Below are 17691 nucleotides of genomic sequence, written 5' to 3'. Positions count from 1 at the left end.
AAATCTAGACTCATTTAGCGCATTTATTGTGTTCAATTAAACGCTTCGTGACAACCTTAACCGAAACATCGGCCCCCGGGAGACCCCATCGTGAGTTTATTCGACAAAACGCATCTTGTTTCACAAGCTGATGCATTACCGGGACGCAACACGCCTATGCCTGTGGCGACCTTACACGCCGTAAACAACCATTCAATGACCAACGTTCCTGATGGAATGGAAATCGCCCTGTTTGCGATGGGTTGTTTCTGGGGTGTGGAACGCCTGTTCTGGCAACTGCCCGGCGTTTACAGCACGGCAGCCGGTTATACTGGCGGCTACACGCCAAATCCAACCTACCGCGAAGTATGCTCTGGCGAAACCGGCCATGCGGAAGCCGTTCGTGTGGTGTATGACCCTGCGGTGATTAGCTACGAGCAGCTTCTGCAGGTGTTCTGGGAAAACCACGACCCGGCGCAGGGCATGCGTCAGGGTAACGACCACGGCACACAATATCGTTCGGCCATTTATCCGCTCACACCGGAGCAGGATGCTGCCGCTCATGCCAGCCTTGAGCGCTTCCAGAAAGCCATGCGTGATGCTGGCGATACGCGCGAGGTGACCACGGAAATCACCACCGCGAAACCGTTCTACTATGCCGAGGACGATCACCAGCAGTATCTGTATAAAAACCCGTACGGCTACTGTGGCATTGGTGGCATTGGCGTCTGCCTGCCGCCGCAAACAGAATAGCCGCTTGAATCTGGCAGAAATGGATTTCGCCGGGTTTGAAAATCATCACTTTTTCTGCCAAAACGTGACCTCTGGCAGGTTTACACTCCTTTACGCTATACTACCCGCTGAAATAATCGGCTCAACGCTACGAGCTGACGTTCTACGTGTTTTCACACAAATGGTATCAACTTCCCTTCCGAGGATCTGGCGAGAAGCCGGATAAACTATGTTAAACAGTATTTTAGTAATACTTTGTCTTATTGCCGTCAGTGCATTTTTCTCGATATCTGAGATCTCGCTGGCCGCGTCCCGTAAAATCAAACTCAAACTGCTTGCCGATGAAGGCAACATCAACGCCTCACGCATTCTGAAGATGCAGGAAAACCCCGGTACGTTCTTCACCGTGGTGCAGATTGGCCTGAACGCGGTCGCGATTCTGGGTGGTATCGTGGGTGATGCGGCATTCTCGCCGGCGTTTTATAGCCTCTTTATTCAGTACATGTCTGCCGAACTCGCCGAGCAGTTGAGCTTTATTCTCTCCTTCTCGCTGGTGACAGGCCTGTTCATCCTCTTCGCTGATCTGACCCCGAAACGCATCGGTATGATTGCGCCAGAAGCTGTGGCTTTGCGTATCATCAACCCGATGCGCTTCTGCCTGTTTGTTTTCCGCCCGCTGGTATGGTTCTTCAACGGTCTGGCGAACGTGATTTTCCGCATCTTTAAGCTGCCAATGGTGCGCAAAGACGACATCACCTCCGACGATATCTATGCCGTTGTGGAAGCGGGTGCGCTGGCCGGGGTGCTGCGTAAGCAGGAACACGAGCTGATCGAGAACGTATTCGAACTGGAATCCCGCACCGTGCCGTCTTCCATGACGGGTCGTGAAAGCATTATCTGGTTCGATTTACATGAAGATGAGCAGAGTCTGAAGAACAAAGTGGCGGAGCATCCTCACTCCAAGTTCCTCGTCTGTAATGAAGATATCGACCACATCATCGGTTATGTCGATTCCAAAGATCTGCTCAACCGCGTGCTGGCAAACCAGAGCCTGGCGCTCACCAGCGGCGTGCAAATCCGCAATACCCTGATTGTGCCGGACACCCTGACCCTTTCAGAAGCGCTGGAAAGTTTCAAAACCGCCGGGGAAGACTTCGCGGTGATCATGAACGAATACGCGCTGGTGGTAGGTATTATCACCCTGAACGACGTGATGACCACCCTGATGGGTGACCTGGTTGGCCAGGGCCTGGAAGAGCAGATTGTACAGCGTGACGATAATTCATGGCTGATTGATGGCGGCACACCGATTGAAGACGTGATGCGCGTGCTGGATATTGACGAGTTCCCTCAGTCCGGTAACTACGAGACCATCGGCGGCTTTATGATGTTTATGCTGCGCAAAATCCCGAAGCGTACCGACTCCGTGAAGTTCTCTGGCTACAAGTTTGAGGTGGTGGATATTGATAACTACCGCATCGACCAGTTGCTGGTGACGCGTATCGACAACAAACCGACCGTGCTGGTACCGAAGCTGCCGGATGTGGAAGAGAAGGTGTCAGCGTAAAATTCCTGCCCCCACAAACATCAACGGCTCCCATCGGGAGCCGTTTTTTTAACTACTGCATAGCACGCTGGTTAAGCCATCTCAGTTTGCAGACGCAAAACCTGACGGTTGACTTCGGACATCACAGACAAGTGCTGCTTATCCTTCACTTTTGGGACAAGAATCTTGCCCTTATCAAACTCAAAAGCGCCAACATCCTTGATATACAACCGTCCACGGAACAGGATCTTCACGTACTTCGCCACCTGAAGCGGGTTGTAGCGTTGGAAAATTTTCATTCTTGTATCTCCTGCGAATCATACGCTCTTGCGGCGCCACAATCGGCCCGACTGTCCTGAGCGCAAATTTTAATGCCCATTGACTATAGACCAGAACAACCTTGATACCCAGTATGCATAAGTTTATTTACCGTTTGATTACAATTATTCAGAATAATCTTTGCAAACCGTGACTCAGGGCAGTATAAGCCGTCGTTTTTTCATGGATATGTGCGTTCACCCGCAAACTGGCATCGGGATTGCGGGAAAACCACATTGATCGCACTTATGATTAAAAGCGTAAGACCAAGTGGTCGGATCACCTGCAAACAATAAGGAAACGCCATGACCCTACGTAATATCCTTGCAGCAGCCTGCCTGCTGCTGCCCCTGTGGGCTTGCGCTCACAACATTGAAAAAGGACAACGTGTACCGCCAGTCGGTATTGCTGACCGGGGAGAATTGATTCTCGACAATGATAAGTTTAGCTACAAACCCTGGAATAGCGCGCAGCTCGCAGGCAAAGTGAGAGTTGTACAACATATTGCCGGTCGTACATCCGCAAAAGAGAAAAATGCCAACCTGGTGGAAGCGATCAAGGCGGCAAAATTCCCCCATGACCGCTATCAGACCACCACGATTGTGAATACCGATGACGCCATTCCTGGCTCCGGTATGTTTGTGCGTTCAAGCCTTGAGAGCAATAAAAAGCTCTACCCGTGGTCGCAGTTTATCGTCGACAGTAACGGCGTGACGCGTCAGGCCTGGCAGCTGGAAGAAGAGAGCTCCGCCATTATCGTGCTGGATAAAGACGGCCGGGTACAGTGGGTGAAAGACGGGGCGTTAACCCAGGAAGAGGTGCAGCAGGTGGTTGCCCTACTGCACAAGCTACTGGCTCAATAAATCGTGACGCGGAAGCCGGGGTTGAGGAAGGATTCGCGCGGGGTGTAGTCCAGCGTCTTTCCCTGCCAGTCATGGACATGCGCCCCGGCTGCCGCAGCAACGGCATGTCCGGCGGCAGTATCCCAAACGTTGGTTGGCCCAAAGCGAGGGTACAATTGCGCATGACCTTCCGCTACCAGGCAGAATTTCAGCGATGAGCCAATTGAGGTGGTCTGGTGTTCACCCAACTGTTGCAGATACTCCTGCAATTCGCTGTCGCTGTGAGAGCGACTAATCACCACCAGCGGTGGGCGCGCATCGCGAACCTGAATCTGCTTGCGCACACCGCACTCCTCCTTCCAGGCCTTCCCTTCTGCGGCGCTGTACATCACTTTCATTACCGGCGCATAGACCACACCCAGCACCGCTTTGCCCTTCTCAATCAGGGCGATATTGACGGTGAATTCACCGTTACGCTTGATGAACTCTTTAGTTCCGTCCAGCGGATCGACAAGCCAGTAACGTTGCCAGTGCTGACGTTCATCCCAGCTCTGTGGTGCCTCTTCTGACAATACAGGGATCTCCGGCGTTAAGGCCTGCAATCCTTGCAGGATCACCTTATGCGCCGCGATATCTGCTGCCGTGACCGGAGAGTCGTCTGCTTTACTGACGACCTCCATGGGTTTTACACCGTCATACACCTGCATGATGGCGTCCCCCGCATCCCGTGCGAGCTGACAAATTTTATCTAACATTCTCCACCTCTTTGTTAACGCAGTGAGGTTAACTCTTTGTTTTAGTTATATCGTAATGTGAACAATTCCGCTATCTGTGAAGTAATTCCGGTTTCAGCACACATTTTTCTGTCAGGATTCACATTTCTGTAAGCAACAAGCTATAGATACATACTCTTTTGTGGCCTGGATCGAAAAAAGGACTCCTCTGATGATTAAGTTTAGCGCAACGCTCCTGGCGACGCTGATTGCAGCAAGCGTGCAGGCAGCGACAGTCGATCTGCGTATTCTGGAAACGACAGATCTGCACAGCAACATGATGGACTTCGATTACTACAAAGATACCCCTACGGAAAAATTCGGACTGGTACGCACGGCCAGTTTGATTAACGCCGCCCGCGAAGAAGTGAAAAACAGCGTACTGGTCGACAATGGCGATCTCATTCAGGGGAGTCCGCTTGGCGATTACATGGCGGCAAAGGGACTGAAAAAAGGCGAGATCCATCCTGTTTATAAAGCGATGAACACGCTGGACTATACCGTCGGCAACCTGGGAAACCACGAATTTAACTACGGGTTGAAATACCTGCATGATGCACTGGCAGGAGCCAAATTCCCGTACGTTAATGCCAATATCATCGACGTTAAGACCCAAAAGCCACTGTTTACCCCTTACCTGATTAAGGAGACCGAGGTTGTCGACAAGGACGGTAAAAAACAGACGCTGAAAATCGGCTATATCGGCTTTGTACCGCCGCAAATCATGACGTGGGATAAGGCAAACCTCAGCGGTAAAGTGACCGTTAATGACATCACCGAGACCGCGCGCCACTACGTGCCGGAGATGCGCGAGAAAGGGGCCGATTTAGTGGTCGTTGTTGCTCACTCAGGTCTTTCAGCCGATCCATACCAGGCGATGGCGGAGAACTCGGTTTACTACCTGAGTGAAGTTCCGGGCGTCGACGCGATCCTCTTCGGCCACGCTCACGCGGTCTTCCCCGGTAAAGATTTCGCCAGCATCAAAGGGGCTGACATCGAAAAAGGGACGCTCAATGGCGTACCGTCGGTTATGCCCGGGATGTGGGGTGACCACCTCGGCGTCGTCGATCTGGTTCTGAATAATGACAGCGGCAGTTGGAAGGTTACCCAGTCGAAAGCCGAAGCGCGCCCCATTTATGATGCTGCCGCCAAAAAATCACTGGCCGCTGAAGATAAAAAACTGGTCAACGTACTGAAGCACGATCACGACGCCACGCGCGAATTCGTCAGTAAGCCGATCGGTAAATCCGCTGACAATATGTATAGCTTCCTGGCGCTGGTGCAGGACGATCCGACCGTCCAGGTCGTCAACATGGCGCAGAAAGCCTACGCCGAGCACTTCGTTCAGGGCGATCCGGATCTGGCAAAATTGCCGGTGCTGTCTGCCGCCGCACCGTTCAAAGTGGGTGGACGTAAGAACGACCCAGCCAGCTATGTTGAAGTCGAAAAAGGCAAGCTGACCTTCCGTAACGCCGCCGACCTCTATCTTTACCCGAACACCCTGGTGGTGGTTAAAGCGACGGGCAAAGAGGTGAAAGAGTGGCTGGAGTGTTCCGCCGGGCAGTTCAACCAGATTGATCCACACAGCAGTAAACCGCAATCGTTGATTAACTGGGACGGATTCCGCACCTATAACTTCGACGTGATCGACGGCGTAAATTATCAGATTGATGTCACACAACCTGCAAAATATGACGGCGAATGTCAGGCCATTAACCCGCAGGCGGAGCGCATCAAAAACCTGACCTTCAATGGCAAAGCCATTGATCCGAATGCCACGTTCCTGGTCGTGACCAATAACTATCGCGCCTATGGCGGTAAGTTTGCCGGGACAGGCGACAGCCACATCGCCTTTGCCTCACCGGATGAAAACCGCTCAGTACTGGCCGCATGGATCAGTGCAGAATCGAAAAAAGCAGGCGAAATTCACCCGGCGGTGGATAACAACTGGCGCCTGGCCCCGATTCACAGCGATACGAAGCTGGACATCCGCTTTGAAACATCACCGTCCGATAAGGCGGCAACGTTCATTAAGGATAAGGCGCAGTACCCGATGAAGAAGGTAGCGACGGACGATATCGGGTTCGCGATTTATCAGGTGGATTTGAGCAGGTAAAAACAAACCGGCAACGCACGTTGCCGTTATTAGTGTTTGTTCCCTCTCCCGGCCGGGAGAGGGTGAGGGCATCAGGCCGCCCGATCGTCCCGATTCGCCATCACCTTCGGCGTATTCACCTCAATCCAGTCCGCCAGCGCGGCGACTTTCTCGCTTACCTCAATACCTAACGACGTCAGACTATACTCTACGTGCGGCGGCACAACAGGATACGAAACGCGATCAACGAACCCGTCCTGCTCCAGCGCCTGAAGCGACTGAGCCAGCATCTTCTCGCTCACGCCGCCCATTTTCCGGCGCAGGTCACTGAAACGATGCGTACCCTGGCGCAGGGCGACCAAAATCAGTACCCCCCAGCGGCTGGTGACATGTTTGAGTACCTCCCGGGAGGGGCACTGTTCCGCGAAGAGATTGCCATCGCGCATTTGTTCGCTGAGCGTCGGTATCGTTGTCTTCATACTTACCTTTTTGTGCGTACTTACTAAAAGTTAGTTAAGGTGTTAGTGTGCCACAACACGAGACAAACACGAAGGAGATTCATCATGATCGCAATTACCGGTGCTACCGGCCAGCTTGGCCATCTTGTTATCGAACAACTTTTAAAATCCGTTCCGGCCAACCAGATTGTGGCCATTGTGCGTAATCCGGCAAAAGCCGGGGCACTCAGCCAGCAAGGTATTGTCGTGCGTCAGGCGGATTATACTGACCAGGCAGCGTTTACCACGGCGCTGAACGGCGTGGATAAACTCCTGCTGATCTCCTCCAGCGAAGTGGGTCAACGCGCCACGCAGCATCAGAACGTCATTAACGCCGCTAAAGCGGCGGGCGTGAAATTCATCGCTTACACCAGTCTGTTGCACGCCGATAAATCGCCGCTGGGACTGCACGTTGAGCATATCGCTACCGAAAAAGCACTGGCAGAATCCGGCGTGCCTTACGCTCTGCTGCGCAACGGCTGGTACACCGAAAACTATCTGGCGAGTGCGCCGCCTGCTCTGGAGCACGGCGTATTCATTGGTGCCGCCGGCGAGGGCAAAATTGCCTCCGCGACCCGCGAGGACTATGCCGCCGCCGCTGCAACGGTTATCTCGCAGGATGGCCACGCAGGTAAGGTGTACGAACTGGCAGGCGACAACGCCTGGACGCTGAGCGAACTGGCAGCGGAGTTGAGCAAACAGAGCGGTAAAAACGTGGCGTATCAAAACCTGAGTGAAGCGGACTTTGCCGCCGCATTGAAGGGGGTTGGCCTTCCTGCCGGGCTGGCGGATATGCTGGCGGACTCCGACGTGGGCGCCTCCAAAGGCGGCCTGTTCGATGACAGCCATACCCTGAGCAAACTGATCGGTCACCCAACCACTTCGCTGGCAGACAGCGTCAACGCAATTCTGTAATTGTTACGAACTGGTTATTTTTTGTGGCATCCCCTCGGGTCATCTTTGATAATGGAGAGATGACCCATGAGGAGGTTCAACGTGCAAGGCGTACCGGAACAGTTTATTGATGAGAGAGACAGTGCGCGCTTTCGCCATCTGGCGGAACTGCCGGGCCTTGAACTTTATCACGCGCATATTTCTGAATACGCCTTTGAGCCTCACACCCACGAAGCCTTTGGCATCGGCACCATCGAGACCGGTGCGGAACGCTTTCGCTATCGCGGTACCCAACACCTCGCGTCTGAAAAATCCGTCGTCACCATGAATCCGGACGAGATCCACACCGGCGAGTCCGCCACCGAAGGTGGCTGGCGTTACCGGATGGTCTATATCGACCCCGATCTGCTGGAAGAGGTGACAGGCCTTCGTCACTGGTGGTTTAGCGATGTCACCCGGTATGACCCGCTACGCTCACAGCAAATCGGCAGGCTCATCTATGGTCTGTGGCATACGGACGACCCGCTGGCTCAAAAAGGGCTTTTGTTGGATCTCATTGACACTTTCCAGCCGCTCGCCCATCACGCGCCGCTGATCCGCGAAGGCGCACACCGCTTCGAACGGGTACGCGAATATCTGCACGATAACTATATGCACGCCCTGACGCTGGATGAACTGGCCAACGTTGTCTCGCTGAGCCCGTACCATTTTCTGCGCCAGTTCAAAGCCCATTTTCACGTTACGCCGCATCAGATGTTGATGGCCATCCGCCTGTGGCGGGCCAAAGCGTTCCTCACGCACGGTATGCCTGCAGCCGAAGTCGCCGCCGCAACCGGGCTGACCGATCAGTCACATTTAACCCGCGCGTTTACCCGCCGCTACGGCATTACCCCCGTGCGCTACCAGAAGCAGGTCACCCGACGTTAAAGCGCAATCTCATACAATACGCGCCCCTTTGCCCCTCCTACACTGAGTACAGAGAAAATACCTGTGGATGGAAAAATGATTAGTGGTGTGTTGTATGCCCTGCTGGCAGGGATGATGTGGGGGTTAATCTTTGTCGGCCCGCTGATCGTGCCCGAATATCCGGCAATACTGCAGTCGACCGGACGTTACCTGGCGCTGGGGCTGATTGCCCTGCCTCTGGCGTGGCTGGGACGCGCGCGCTTGCGTCAGCTCAGCCGTCAGGACTGGGGTACCGCGCTGGCGCTGACCATGATGGGCAATCTTATCTATTACGTTTGCCTCGCGAGCGCCATTCAGCGTACCGGAGCGCCAGTTTCTACCATGATTATCGGCACGCTGCCGGTCGTAATCCCCGTTTTTGCTAACCTGCTCTATAGCCAGCGCGATGGCAAACTGGCGTGGTCAAAAATGGTGCCAGCGCTGGGATGCACCGCCGTGGGGCTGGTATGCGTCAATATTGCCGAGTTGCGTCATGGGCAGGCGAATGTTGACCTGTGGCGGTACGGTTCTGGCATTATGCTGGCGTTCATTTCCGTGGCGTGCTGGGCATGGTATGCCCTGCGAAATGCACGCTGGCTGCGGGAGAACCCGGACAAGCATCCGATGATGTGGGCAACGGCGCAGGCGCTGGTGACGCTGCCCGTCTCACTGGTGGGATATGCCGGGGCGTGCATCTGGTTAGGCCATCAACAGCCAGACTTCACCCAGCCCTTCGGGCCAAGACCGTGGGTGTTTATTGGCCTGATGGTTGCGATTGCGGTGCTGTGCTCATGGGTGGGCGCGCTGTGCTGGAATATTGCCAGTCAGAAGCTGCCGACGGTGATCTTAGGGCCGCTGATTGTTTTCGAAACCCTGGCCGGGCTGCTTTACACCTTCCTGATGCGCCAGAGTGTGCCGCCGTTATTCACGGCCTGCGGGATCGCGCTGCTGGTCATCGGGGTGGTGATGGCGGTAAGAGCGAAGCCGGAAAAACCGATGGTTGTTCCGGCGTCGGAGAGTTAGAACGTTTCCCAGTTGGCCTCAGACGCAGCCGCTACGGGCTGCGCCTTTGGTGCATAGGTTTTCACCGGAGCTACTTTGACCGTCTGGTTGCGGATAATTTTAAATACCGCCACCGCTTCGTTCAGACGTGCAGCCTGATCTTCCAACGCTGCTGCCGCTGCCGCAGACTCCTCCACCAGCGAGGCGTTCTGCTGAGTGACGCGATCCATCTCTGCCACGGCCTGGCCAACCTGATCAATACCACGGCTCTGTTCGTCAGACGCAGAGGCAATTTCGCCCATGATGTCGGTGACGCGAGTGACTGCATTGACAATTTCCGCCATCGTCGCGCCCGCTTCATTCACCAACTGAGAACCTGCATTCACGCGCTCACCGGAATCATCGATCAGCGCTTTGATCTCTTTCGCGGCCTGGGCGCTGCGCTGTGCCAGGGTACGCACTTCACCGGCTACCACCGCAAAACCACGTCCCTGCTCGCCTGCACGGGCAGCTTCCACCGCCGCGTTCAGCGCCAGAATATTCGTCTGGAAGGCAATTCCGTCGATCACGTTAGTAATTTGCGCAATTTTGCTGGAACTGGTAGCAATTTCATCCATGGTGCGAACCACTCCTTCCACCACATGACCACCCTTCTTCGCGGTTGAAGAAGCATCCAGTGCCAGACGAGAAGCCTGACGCGCGTTATCGGCGTTCTGTTTCACGGTTGCCGTCAGCTGTTCCATGCTGGCTGCCGTTTCTTCCAGAGAAGCGGCCTGCTGCTCGGTACGGGAAGAGAGATCGTTACTGCCCGCAGAGATTTCGCCCGCCCCGGTGTAAATAGTATCAGCGCCTTGACGCACGACACCCACGGTATTCGCCAGTGAGGCTTGCATCTCCTGGACGTTGTGCGCAAGGATCGCCATCTCGTTCTTACCGTCAGCCTGAATCGGCTGGGTTAAATCGCCTGCCGCAATGGCGCGGATATGGCTGATAATCTCTTCCAGCGGCAGCAACAGCACGCGGCGCATGGCGATCCAGCTGGAAATAATGACCACAATGACCAGCAGCATGACAGCAGAAAGGATCCACAGGATGCGTTTGTAGTCGCTTTCATTATCCCTGATGCCTTTATCACTGAGCGCGGCCTGCGCTTCACGCCATTCACGATAAACCGTCTGCATCGCGTTTTGTTTTTGCTCGGCATTCTGCTTGAACATATCTTCCAGATTACCCTGGCTCAGCAACACGTTCATTTGTGCCAGCGTCGCAGAATAATTGCGGTACTGCTCCTCCAGGCGATTCGTCAGGTTCTCATCCAGACCAGGAGTATTCGGCAAGGCATTGTATTTATCATAATGAACCTGTGCTTCAGTCAGCAGATTTTTAGCCGTCGTCACCAGCTCATTCAGCTGACCACCGTTAATTTGAGAGGCCATGCTGCTTTGCAGGCGCAACATCCCACGGTTCAGGGTGACGCGGGCCTGGTTCAGACTGATCCACGCATCGGTGAATTCCGCCACATTCTTGCTGGAAAGCTGCGACACGGTGAAGTTGTCTTTATCGTTGTTCAGCGCGTTGATAAAGATACCAGCGGAGATCAGTTGCATAATGCCGAGTACAAGCAGCACCGAAATCAGAAGGGTAATAACTTTTATACGTTTAAACATGCGTTGCCTTTTATATGCAGGTTTGTTTGACGTGGATATATCGGCAGGCGCGACGGGTTGTTTACTGTTTCTACGCCTTTAAAAACTTTCTAAACCACTTTCTTAAGTCCATTCAGGGAGTTAATAAGAGCGATTTTTTGTGATCCGAATCTCATTCCCCCCCTTCCCTCTAAAGGGTTATAGCGCTTGCTTAAAGATGCATTTAATATGCATCTTATATTATTGATAACGAGGTAACTGCTATGGCCTATCGCGACCAACCCCTCGGCGAGCTGGCGCTCTCCATCCCTCGCGCTTCTGCGCTGTTTCGTAAATACGACATGGATTACTGCTGTGGCGGTAAGCAAACCCTGGCGCGTGCAGCCTCGCGCAAAGAGCTGGATGTTGAGGTGATTGAAGCAGAGCTGGCGCTGCTGGCCGAGCAGCCCGTCGACAAAGACTGGCGAACTGCCCCGCTCGCTGAAATCATCGACCATATCATCGTACGATACCATGACCGTCACCGTGAACAGCTGCCGGAACTGATCCTGCAGGCAACCAAAGTCGAGCGCGTACATGCCGACAAACCTTCCGTACCGCGCGGCCTGGCAAAATACCTGACTATGCTGCACGAAGAACTTTCCAGCCACATGATGAAAGAAGAGCAGATCCTCTTCCCGATGATCAAACAGGGAATGGGCAGTCAGGCAATGGGGCCTATCAGCGTGATGGAAAGCGAACACGATGAAGCAGGTGAACTGCTGGAAGTGATCAAACACACTACCGGCAACGTTACACCGCCGCCAGAAGCATGCACAACGTGGAAAGCGATGTACAACGGCATTAACGAAACGATCGACGACCTGATGGAACACATCAGCCTTGAGAATAACGTTCTGTTCCCGCGTGCATTATCCGGGGAATAAAAAAGCCCGGTGGCGCTAGCGCTTACCGGGCCTACAACGTCCTGGAACGTAGGTCGGGTAAGCGCTAGCGCCACCCGGCAACATGCTTAACGCACGCCTGCCATACGTTTCTTACCGATAAACACCCAACCCAGCCCCAGCGCAATAAACCACAGCGGCGTGACGATCAGTGCCTGACGGGTATCGTCTTCCAGCGTCAGCAGAACCAGCACGAAGACGAAGAACGCCATGCACACCCAGCACATCAACTTGCCCAGTGGCATCTTGTAGATCGATTTTTCATGCAGGTGTGGACGCTGCTTGCGGTACACCAGGTATGAACAAAGGATGATGGTCCAGACGAACATAAACAGGATCGCAGAGACCGTGGTAATCATGGTGAACGCGCCAATCACGCTTGGGTTCACGTAGAGCATCACCACACCACCCAGCAGGCACATGCAGGAGAAGGTCAGCCCTTTTGCCGGTACCGCACGCTTAGAGAGCTTGGCGAACGCGCTCGGCGCCACGCCCTCCTGCGCCAGACCAAACAGCATACGGCTGGTGGAGAATACGCCGCTGTTGGCAGAAGAGGCCGCAGAGGTCAGCACCACGAAGTTAATCAGGCTCGCTGCCGCTGGCAGACCCACCAGGACGAACAGCTCAACGAACGGGCTCTTGGTTGGCACGACAGAGCTCCACGGCGTCACGGACATAATGATGACCAGCGCGAAGACGTAGAACATGATGATACGAACCGGAATGGAGTTAATGGCGCGCGGAAGAGACTTCTCAGGATCTTTGGTCTCTGCAGCCGTGGTCCCCACCAGTTCAATGCCCACGAAAGCAAATACCGCAATCTGGAAGCCCGCAAAGAAGCCGCTAATGCCTTTCGGGAACCAACCACCATCATTCCACAGATGAGTAAACGAGGCCTGAACGCCCGTTGGTGACTGGAAGTGCGTGAGAACCATCACCAGCCCCACCACGATGAGCCCTACGATGGCCACGATTTTGATCATCGCGAACCAGAATTCCATCTCACCGAACATTTTAACGGTGGCGAGGTTAAGGCTCAGCAGCAGAACAATGACCGCCAGCGAAGCCACCCAGTCCGAAAGGCCGGGGAACCAGAACTGCGCGTAAGCCGTAATCGCTACAACATCCGCCATACCGGTGACGACCCAGCAGAACCAGTAGGTCCAGCCAGTGAAATAGCCCGCCCATGGCCCGAGGAGGTCAGAAGCAAAGTCGCTGAAGGATTTGTATTCGAGATTCGAGAGCAGCAATTCACCCATTGCACGCATCACGAAGAAAAGCATAAAACCGATAATCATATAAACGAATATGATCGACGGCCCGGCAAGACTGATAGTTTTGCCTGACCCCATAAACAGCCCGGTACCAATGGCTCCTCCAATGGCAATGAGCTGAATATGACGGTTTGTGAGATTGCGCCGTAGCGACTGTTCAGACGGCGCCTCTTCGTCGGCGACGACTTTGACCTGATCTACCATGTGATATTTTCCTGTTTATGCCTGTCTGTGTTGTTAAGGCTCTTCTGGCCTTTAAATACGTCAAAACAATGACGATCCCTTTGTAAGGGCTTATCGATATTAGGTAAGAATCGGCGGGATGAATACTATGATTTAGATATTATGTTAATAATATGTTGAAAGTGAGTGTCATATCACTCATACAGCGCGAAACAGCTCACAAAAATACACGCAACAGTTTCGTTTGCAAGATAAAATATTGATTACATCGTAACTATAGGTTTTAACACTATTTTCCCCTCCCCAACCGGGGAGAGGAAATAAGAAAAGTCGATTACAGAATTTCCAGCAGCTCGACTTCAAAGACCAGCGTGCTGAATGGCGGGATGGATGCACCAGCACCACGCTCGCCGTAAGCCAGGTTGTGCGGAATAGTCAGTTCCCATTTGGATCCGACTGGCATCAGGGTCAACGCTTCGATCCAGCCCGCGATAACACCATTCACCGGGAATTCAGCCGGTTCGCCACGCGCAACAGAACTGTCGAACACAGTACCGTCGATCAGTTTACCGGTGTAATGCACACGAACGTGGTCAGTGCGAGCCGGGATTGCGCCATCGCCCTGGTTGATCACGCGGAACTGCAGGCCTGACTCCGTGCTGTTCACACCTTCACGCTCGCGGTTCTCTTCCAGGAATTTAACACCTTCTGCTGCCATCTCTTCGAAACGTGCGCGACGTACAGCGTCAGCACGTTCGTGGATTTCACGCAGCGCACGGTGCACAACATCAACCGGAACGGCAGGCTGTTTGCCTTCCAGCGCATCAGCGATACCCGCCACCAGCGCTTCAGGTAACAGACCTTCCAGGCCGGATTCGCTCAGCTGCTGTCCTACCTGCAAGCCGATACCGTAACTTGCCTGCGCTTCGATAGTGTCAAAAGTCGGGGTGGTCATGGGATTTCCTTCCATCACATTTAAAGTAGCGGGCAGCATATCAGCCATGCCCTTATGGGTAAAACTTTGTCTGAAGTTAAGGTGACAAACCGCGACGAAACAGAAACAATAGAGATAACCAGGATTAATCCCGAACTGATGTCACGGATGTCGGGTTTGCTACGCCGTTCAGGCAGTTAGCAAACTATACTTCGGAGCACAGGATAAAAAATACGCGGAGCAGGAGGAGAGCCATGCCCGGGCGATTTGAACTGAAACCTACCCTGGCGAAAATCTGGCAGGCGCCGGACAATTTTCGCATCATGGACCCGCTGCCTCCCCTGCATCGCAGAGGGATCATCATCGGCGCGCTGATGGTGATCGTGGGCTTCCTGCTTCCTTCCGGCGGCGATGATGTCAATACCGCGCCCGTCACCCGCAATGCACAGCTGGACATTCAGTCGCAGACGCGGCCTCAGCCTGATGCACAACCCATGCAGACGCAGCTGGTCACGCCGTCTAACGATCCGGGTCAGGTCGCGCCAGTTGAGCCAGAACCTGTCCAGGATGAACAGCCGCAGGAACAGGCCGCTGCTGAGCCACAGACGCAGCAGCCCACCGGTATCCAGCAGCAGTGGCGCTCTTATCGCGTAGAGCCAGGCAAAACCCTGGCGCAGCTGTTCCGCGACCATAACCTGCCGCCAACGGATGTGTATGCCATGGCGCAGGTGGAGGGTTCAGGTAAGCCGCTCAGCAACCTGCAAAATGGTCAGATGGTGCAGATTCGTCAGAATGCCAGCGGTGTGGTCACCGGGCTAACGATTGATACGGGAAATGGTCAGCAGGTGCTGTTTACCCGTCAGCCAGATGGCAGTTTTATCAGGTCACGTTAAGAACCCGGTTCTTTAAAAAGCAAAACGCCGGCACAAGGCCGGCGTCTCGACGTGAGCAGAGTAAAAAATTACTCAGCTACAACGTTAACAACCAGTTTAGCGAACACTTCGCTGTGAACCTGGAAGTCAACTTCGTGCTCACCAGTGGTACGCAGAACGCCGTTCGGCAGACGAACTTCGCTCTTAGCCACTTTAACGCCTGCTGCAGAAACTGCATCAGCGATATCGCGGGTACCGATGGAACCGAACAGTTTACCTTCGTCGCCAGATTTGGAAGCGATGGTAACGGTGCCCAGTGCGTTGATTGACTCAGCGCGAGCGTTAGCAGCCGCCAGAACGTCAGCCAGTTTGGCTTCCAGTTCAGCGCGACGTGCTTCGAAAAACTCTACGTTTTTCTTGGTAGCTGGAACAGCTTTACCCTGTGGAACCAGGAAGTTACGAGCGTAGCCCGCTTTAACGTTTACCTGATCACCCAGGCTGCCCAGGTTTGCTACTTTATCAAGCAGAATAACTTGCATTACCTTATCCTCTTAAAGTCGTATTAATGGACCGTGCCCGATTACTGATGACGATCAGTGTACGGCAGCAGGGACAGGTAGCGAGCGCGTTTGATAGCGCGAGCCAGCTGACGCTGGTATTTTGCACGAGTACCGGTGATACGGCTTGGGACAATCTTACCGCTTTCGGTGATGTAGTTTTTCAGCGTTGCGATATCTTTATAGTCGATCTCTTGAACGCCTTCCGCGGTGAAACGGCAGAACTTGCGACGACGGAAATAACGTGCCATATGGCTAGTCTCCAGAATCTATCAAATCAATCTGCTCGGCATGCAGAACCATTTTGCTCAGACCGTTCTTTGCCTTGTGGCAAGAGATGAACCCCTGAACGATTACTGCACTACCGACCGTTAAACTGTGAGTAATGGCCTGGTTTTCGTGTCCGCTAATAATAACGGGCATTTGGCACCACGCCTGCCGGTGAAACCCGGCTTCCTCTTGCACAGAACGATGCTCAAGCACGAACTGGCAATGCGGAATTCCTGATGGACTGACCTTTCGAAGGGGAGCCCTGCATACGATGCCGGACAACGCCAGACGGTTGGTCATCAGAAATTACTCTTCAGAATCCCCAGCATCAGAATCATCTGCGGTTTCGTTTGCGAAATCATCGCGACGCTCGCGGCGCTCGTCTTTCGCTTTAACCATCGGAGATGCTTCGGTAACTGCGTGTTTAGTACGCATAACCATGCTGCGGATAACGGCATCGTTGAAGCGGAAGTTAGTTTCCAGCTCATCGATCACTTCCTGCGGCGCTTCAACGTTCAGCAGAACGTAGTGAGCTTTGTGCAGTTTGTTGATCGGGTAAGCCAGCTGACGGCGGCCCCAGTCTTCCAGACGGTGGATCGTGCCCGCTGCTGCAGTGATTGCACCAGTGTAGCGCTCGATCATACCCGGAACCTGTTCGCTCTGGTCAGGATGGACCATAAAAACGATTTCGTAATGACGCATCGAATTGCTCCTTACGGATTATTCAGCCTCCTGTCTGGGTCAGCCGAGGCCCGGGGAGGCAAGGAACGTGTTAAAGGTCGGCTGAAAAATTGACGCGTCATAATACTTGCACACCCCTGGAAACTCAAGCTGATTGCACAAATAATTCGCACAAAGCGCAAAGCTGGTCTAAGTGGATGATTTAAAATTACTCACATCCGAAAGCGTTGTTTTTTTGAACAACAGCATCAGAAATGGTCACGCTTTCCCGCCGAATGAGTGATTACACTTTAATCAGAGGTCATCTGAATTAAAGAAGGAGTATCACACCACTCTCTCACAGCACGCAGTCGTGGAGCGCATATCATGAAAAAAATCGTATTAGCCATAATGGCTGCGCTTTTGCTCAGTGCAAACGCGATGGCAGCCATCAAAATAGACAGCCGACAGGCCAGAAACATGGATGATGTGCAAAGCTTGGGCGTAATCTACATCAATCATAATTTCGCCACTGAAAGTGAAGCAGATCAGTCTCTTAACAAAGAAACCGATGCTCAGGGTGCTACATACTATCACGTCATTCTGATGCGTGAACCCGGTAGCAACGGCAACATGCACGCCAGTGCAGATATATACAGATAACGTTTTAACGCTAGCACCAGGAAGCCCAACAACGAGAACATAGCCATAGTTTAACTTGCCCCCAG

20 protein-coding genes are annotated in these 17691 nt (G+C 53.5%); 10 read left to right on the top strand and 10 right to left on the bottom strand.

Features of this window, described 5'->3' with window-relative positions; genetic code table 11:
- The first annotated feature begins 90 nt into the window (after positions 1 to 90).
- Both msrA and AAHF05_RS02250 read left to right on the top strand, forming a co-directional pair.
- The gene (msrA, locus tag AAHF05_RS02255; RefSeq protein WP_129324128.1) at positions 91 to 732 is read left to right on the top strand and encodes a peptide-methionine (S)-S-oxide reductase MsrA; all 642 of its coding nucleotides are present in this window, start codon (positions 91 to 93) and stop codon (positions 730 to 732) included.
- Positions 733 to 940: 208 nt separating this feature from the next.
- Positions 941 to 2278 carry a hemolysin family protein gene (locus tag AAHF05_RS02250; protein WP_028016472.1) on the top strand — a complete coding sequence of 446 codons (1338 nt, stop codon included), beginning with the start codon at positions 941 to 943 and terminating at the stop codon, positions 2276 to 2278.
- A 71-nt stretch (positions 2279 to 2349) separates the two neighbouring features.
- Here AAHF05_RS02250 and AAHF05_RS02245 read toward each other — a convergent pair whose 3' ends face one another.
- Positions 2350 to 2556, bottom strand: a complete 207-nt coding sequence (locus AAHF05_RS02245; protein ID WP_028016471.1) for a DUF1107 domain-containing protein — start codon at positions 2554 to 2556, stop codon at positions 2350 to 2352.
- 324 nt (positions 2557 to 2880) lie between these two features.
- Between AAHF05_RS02245 and AAHF05_RS02240 the strand changes: the two genes are divergently transcribed.
- The gene (locus AAHF05_RS02240) at positions 2881 to 3438 is read left to right on the top strand and encodes a YtfJ family protein (protein ID WP_028016470.1); all 558 of its coding nucleotides are present in this window, start codon (positions 2881 to 2883) and stop codon (positions 3436 to 3438) included.
- Here AAHF05_RS02240 and cysQ read toward each other — a convergent pair.
- Entirely contained in the window at positions 3432 to 4172 is a 741-nt protein-coding gene (cysQ, locus tag AAHF05_RS02235) for a 3'(2'),5'-bisphosphate nucleotidase CysQ (RefSeq protein WP_028016469.1), read from the bottom strand. The two genes, AAHF05_RS02240 and cysQ, sit on opposite strands and share 7 nt — an antisense overlap.
- 190 nt (positions 4173 to 4362) lie before the next feature.
- Here cysQ and AAHF05_RS02230 point away from each other — a divergent pair, with 190 nt between their 5' ends.
- The gene (locus AAHF05_RS02230) at positions 4363 to 6306 is read left to right on the top strand and encodes a bifunctional 2',3'-cyclic-nucleotide 2'-phosphodiesterase/3'-nucleotidase (RefSeq protein ID WP_049005173.1); all 1944 of its coding nucleotides are present in this window, start codon (positions 4363 to 4365) and stop codon (positions 6304 to 6306) included.
- 71 nt (positions 6307 to 6377) lie between these two features.
- Here AAHF05_RS02230 and AAHF05_RS02225 read toward each other — a convergent pair whose 3' ends face one another.
- Positions 6378 to 6764, bottom strand: a complete 387-nt coding sequence (locus AAHF05_RS02225) for a helix-turn-helix domain-containing protein (protein ID WP_028016467.1) — start codon at positions 6762 to 6764, stop codon at positions 6378 to 6380.
- 84 nt (positions 6765 to 6848) lie between these two features.
- Here AAHF05_RS02225 and AAHF05_RS02220 point away from each other — a divergent pair, with 84 nt between their 5' ends.
- From AAHF05_RS02220 to AAHF05_RS02210, 3 genes are all read left to right on the top strand, one after another.
- Positions 6849 to 7697, top strand: coding sequence for an SDR family oxidoreductase (locus AAHF05_RS02220; protein WP_049005172.1), 849 nt, complete (start codon positions 6849 to 6851; stop codon positions 7695 to 7697).
- 81 nt (positions 7698 to 7778) lie between these two features.
- A complete protein-coding gene (locus tag AAHF05_RS02215) occupies positions 7779 to 8603 on the top strand; it encodes an AraC family transcriptional regulator (protein ID WP_028016465.1) in 825 nt (274 codons plus the stop codon).
- A 75-nt stretch (positions 8604 to 8678) separates the two neighbouring features.
- Entirely contained in the window at positions 8679 to 9644 is a 966-nt protein-coding gene (locus AAHF05_RS02210; protein WP_128348288.1) for a DMT family transporter, read from the top strand.
- On the opposite strand, the gene AAHF05_RS02205 is transcribed toward AAHF05_RS02210, so the two are convergent.
- Positions 9641 to 11290, bottom strand: coding sequence for a methyl-accepting chemotaxis protein (locus AAHF05_RS02205; protein ID WP_129324129.1), 1650 nt, complete (start codon positions 11288 to 11290; stop codon positions 9641 to 9643). The genes AAHF05_RS02210 and AAHF05_RS02205 overlap by 4 nt on opposite strands.
- A gap of 242 nt (positions 11291 to 11532) precedes the next feature.
- Between AAHF05_RS02205 and ytfE the strand changes: the two genes are divergently transcribed.
- A complete protein-coding gene (ytfE, locus tag AAHF05_RS02200; protein WP_028016462.1) occupies positions 11533 to 12195 on the top strand; it encodes an iron-sulfur cluster repair protein YtfE in 663 nt (220 codons plus the stop codon).
- 86 nt (positions 12196 to 12281) lie between these two features.
- On the opposite strand, the gene cycA is transcribed toward ytfE, so the two are convergent.
- Both cycA and fklB read right to left on the bottom strand, forming a co-directional pair.
- The gene (cycA, locus tag AAHF05_RS02195) at positions 12282 to 13691 is read right to left on the bottom strand and encodes a D-serine/D-alanine/glycine transporter (RefSeq protein ID WP_108089450.1); all 1410 of its coding nucleotides are present in this window, start codon (positions 13689 to 13691) and stop codon (positions 12282 to 12284) included.
- A 313-nt stretch (positions 13692 to 14004) separates the two neighbouring features.
- On the bottom strand, positions 14005 to 14625 hold the full coding sequence (gene fklB / locus AAHF05_RS02190; RefSeq protein ID WP_028016460.1) for an FKBP-type peptidyl-prolyl cis-trans isomerase: 621 nt from the start codon (positions 14623 to 14625) through the stop codon (positions 14005 to 14007).
- 233 nt (positions 14626 to 14858) lie between these two features.
- Here fklB and AAHF05_RS02185 point away from each other — a divergent pair, with 233 nt between their 5' ends.
- Positions 14859 to 15497 (top strand): OapA family protein, encoded by a 639-nt coding sequence (locus tag AAHF05_RS02185; protein ID WP_129324130.1) that lies wholly within the window; start codon positions 14859 to 14861, stop codon positions 15495 to 15497.
- Between the two features lie 68 nt (positions 15498 to 15565).
- On the opposite strand, the gene rplI is transcribed toward AAHF05_RS02185, so the two are convergent.
- From rplI to rpsF, 4 genes are read right to left on the bottom strand one after another with little or no spacing between them, the layout of a single operon-like run.
- Complete coding sequence (gene rplI / locus AAHF05_RS02180) at positions 15566 to 16015, bottom strand: 50S ribosomal protein L9 (RefSeq protein WP_028016458.1); 450 nt, start codon at positions 16013 to 16015, stop codon at positions 15566 to 15568.
- 41 nt (positions 16016 to 16056) lie between these two features.
- Complete coding sequence (rpsR, locus tag AAHF05_RS02175) at positions 16057 to 16284, bottom strand: 30S ribosomal protein S18 (protein ID WP_000135199.1); 228 nt, start codon at positions 16282 to 16284, stop codon at positions 16057 to 16059.
- 4 nt (positions 16285 to 16288) lie between these two features.
- Complete coding sequence (gene priB, locus AAHF05_RS02170) at positions 16289 to 16603, bottom strand: primosomal replication protein N (protein WP_008502895.1); 315 nt, start codon at positions 16601 to 16603, stop codon at positions 16289 to 16291.
- Positions 16604 to 16609: 6 nt separating this feature from the next.
- A complete protein-coding gene (gene rpsF / locus AAHF05_RS02165) occupies positions 16610 to 17005 on the bottom strand; it encodes a 30S ribosomal protein S6 (RefSeq protein WP_014830397.1) in 396 nt (131 codons plus the stop codon).
- 345 nt (positions 17006 to 17350) lie between these two features.
- Here rpsF and yjfY point away from each other — a divergent pair, with 345 nt between their 5' ends.
- A complete protein-coding gene (gene yjfY / locus AAHF05_RS02160) occupies positions 17351 to 17626 on the top strand; it encodes a DUF1471 family protein YjfY (protein WP_129324131.1) in 276 nt (91 codons plus the stop codon).
- The last annotated feature ends 65 nt before the right edge of the window (positions 17627 to 17691 follow it).

Origin of the sequence: Enterobacter adelaidei (assembly GCF_041937165.1) — a bacterium.
GTDB classification, from domain to species: domain Bacteria; phylum Pseudomonadota; class Gammaproteobacteria; order Enterobacterales; family Enterobacteriaceae; genus Enterobacter; species Enterobacter adelaidei.
Note: the sequence above shows the minus strand (reverse complement) of the source record. Positions and strands in the feature narration are given on the sequence as shown.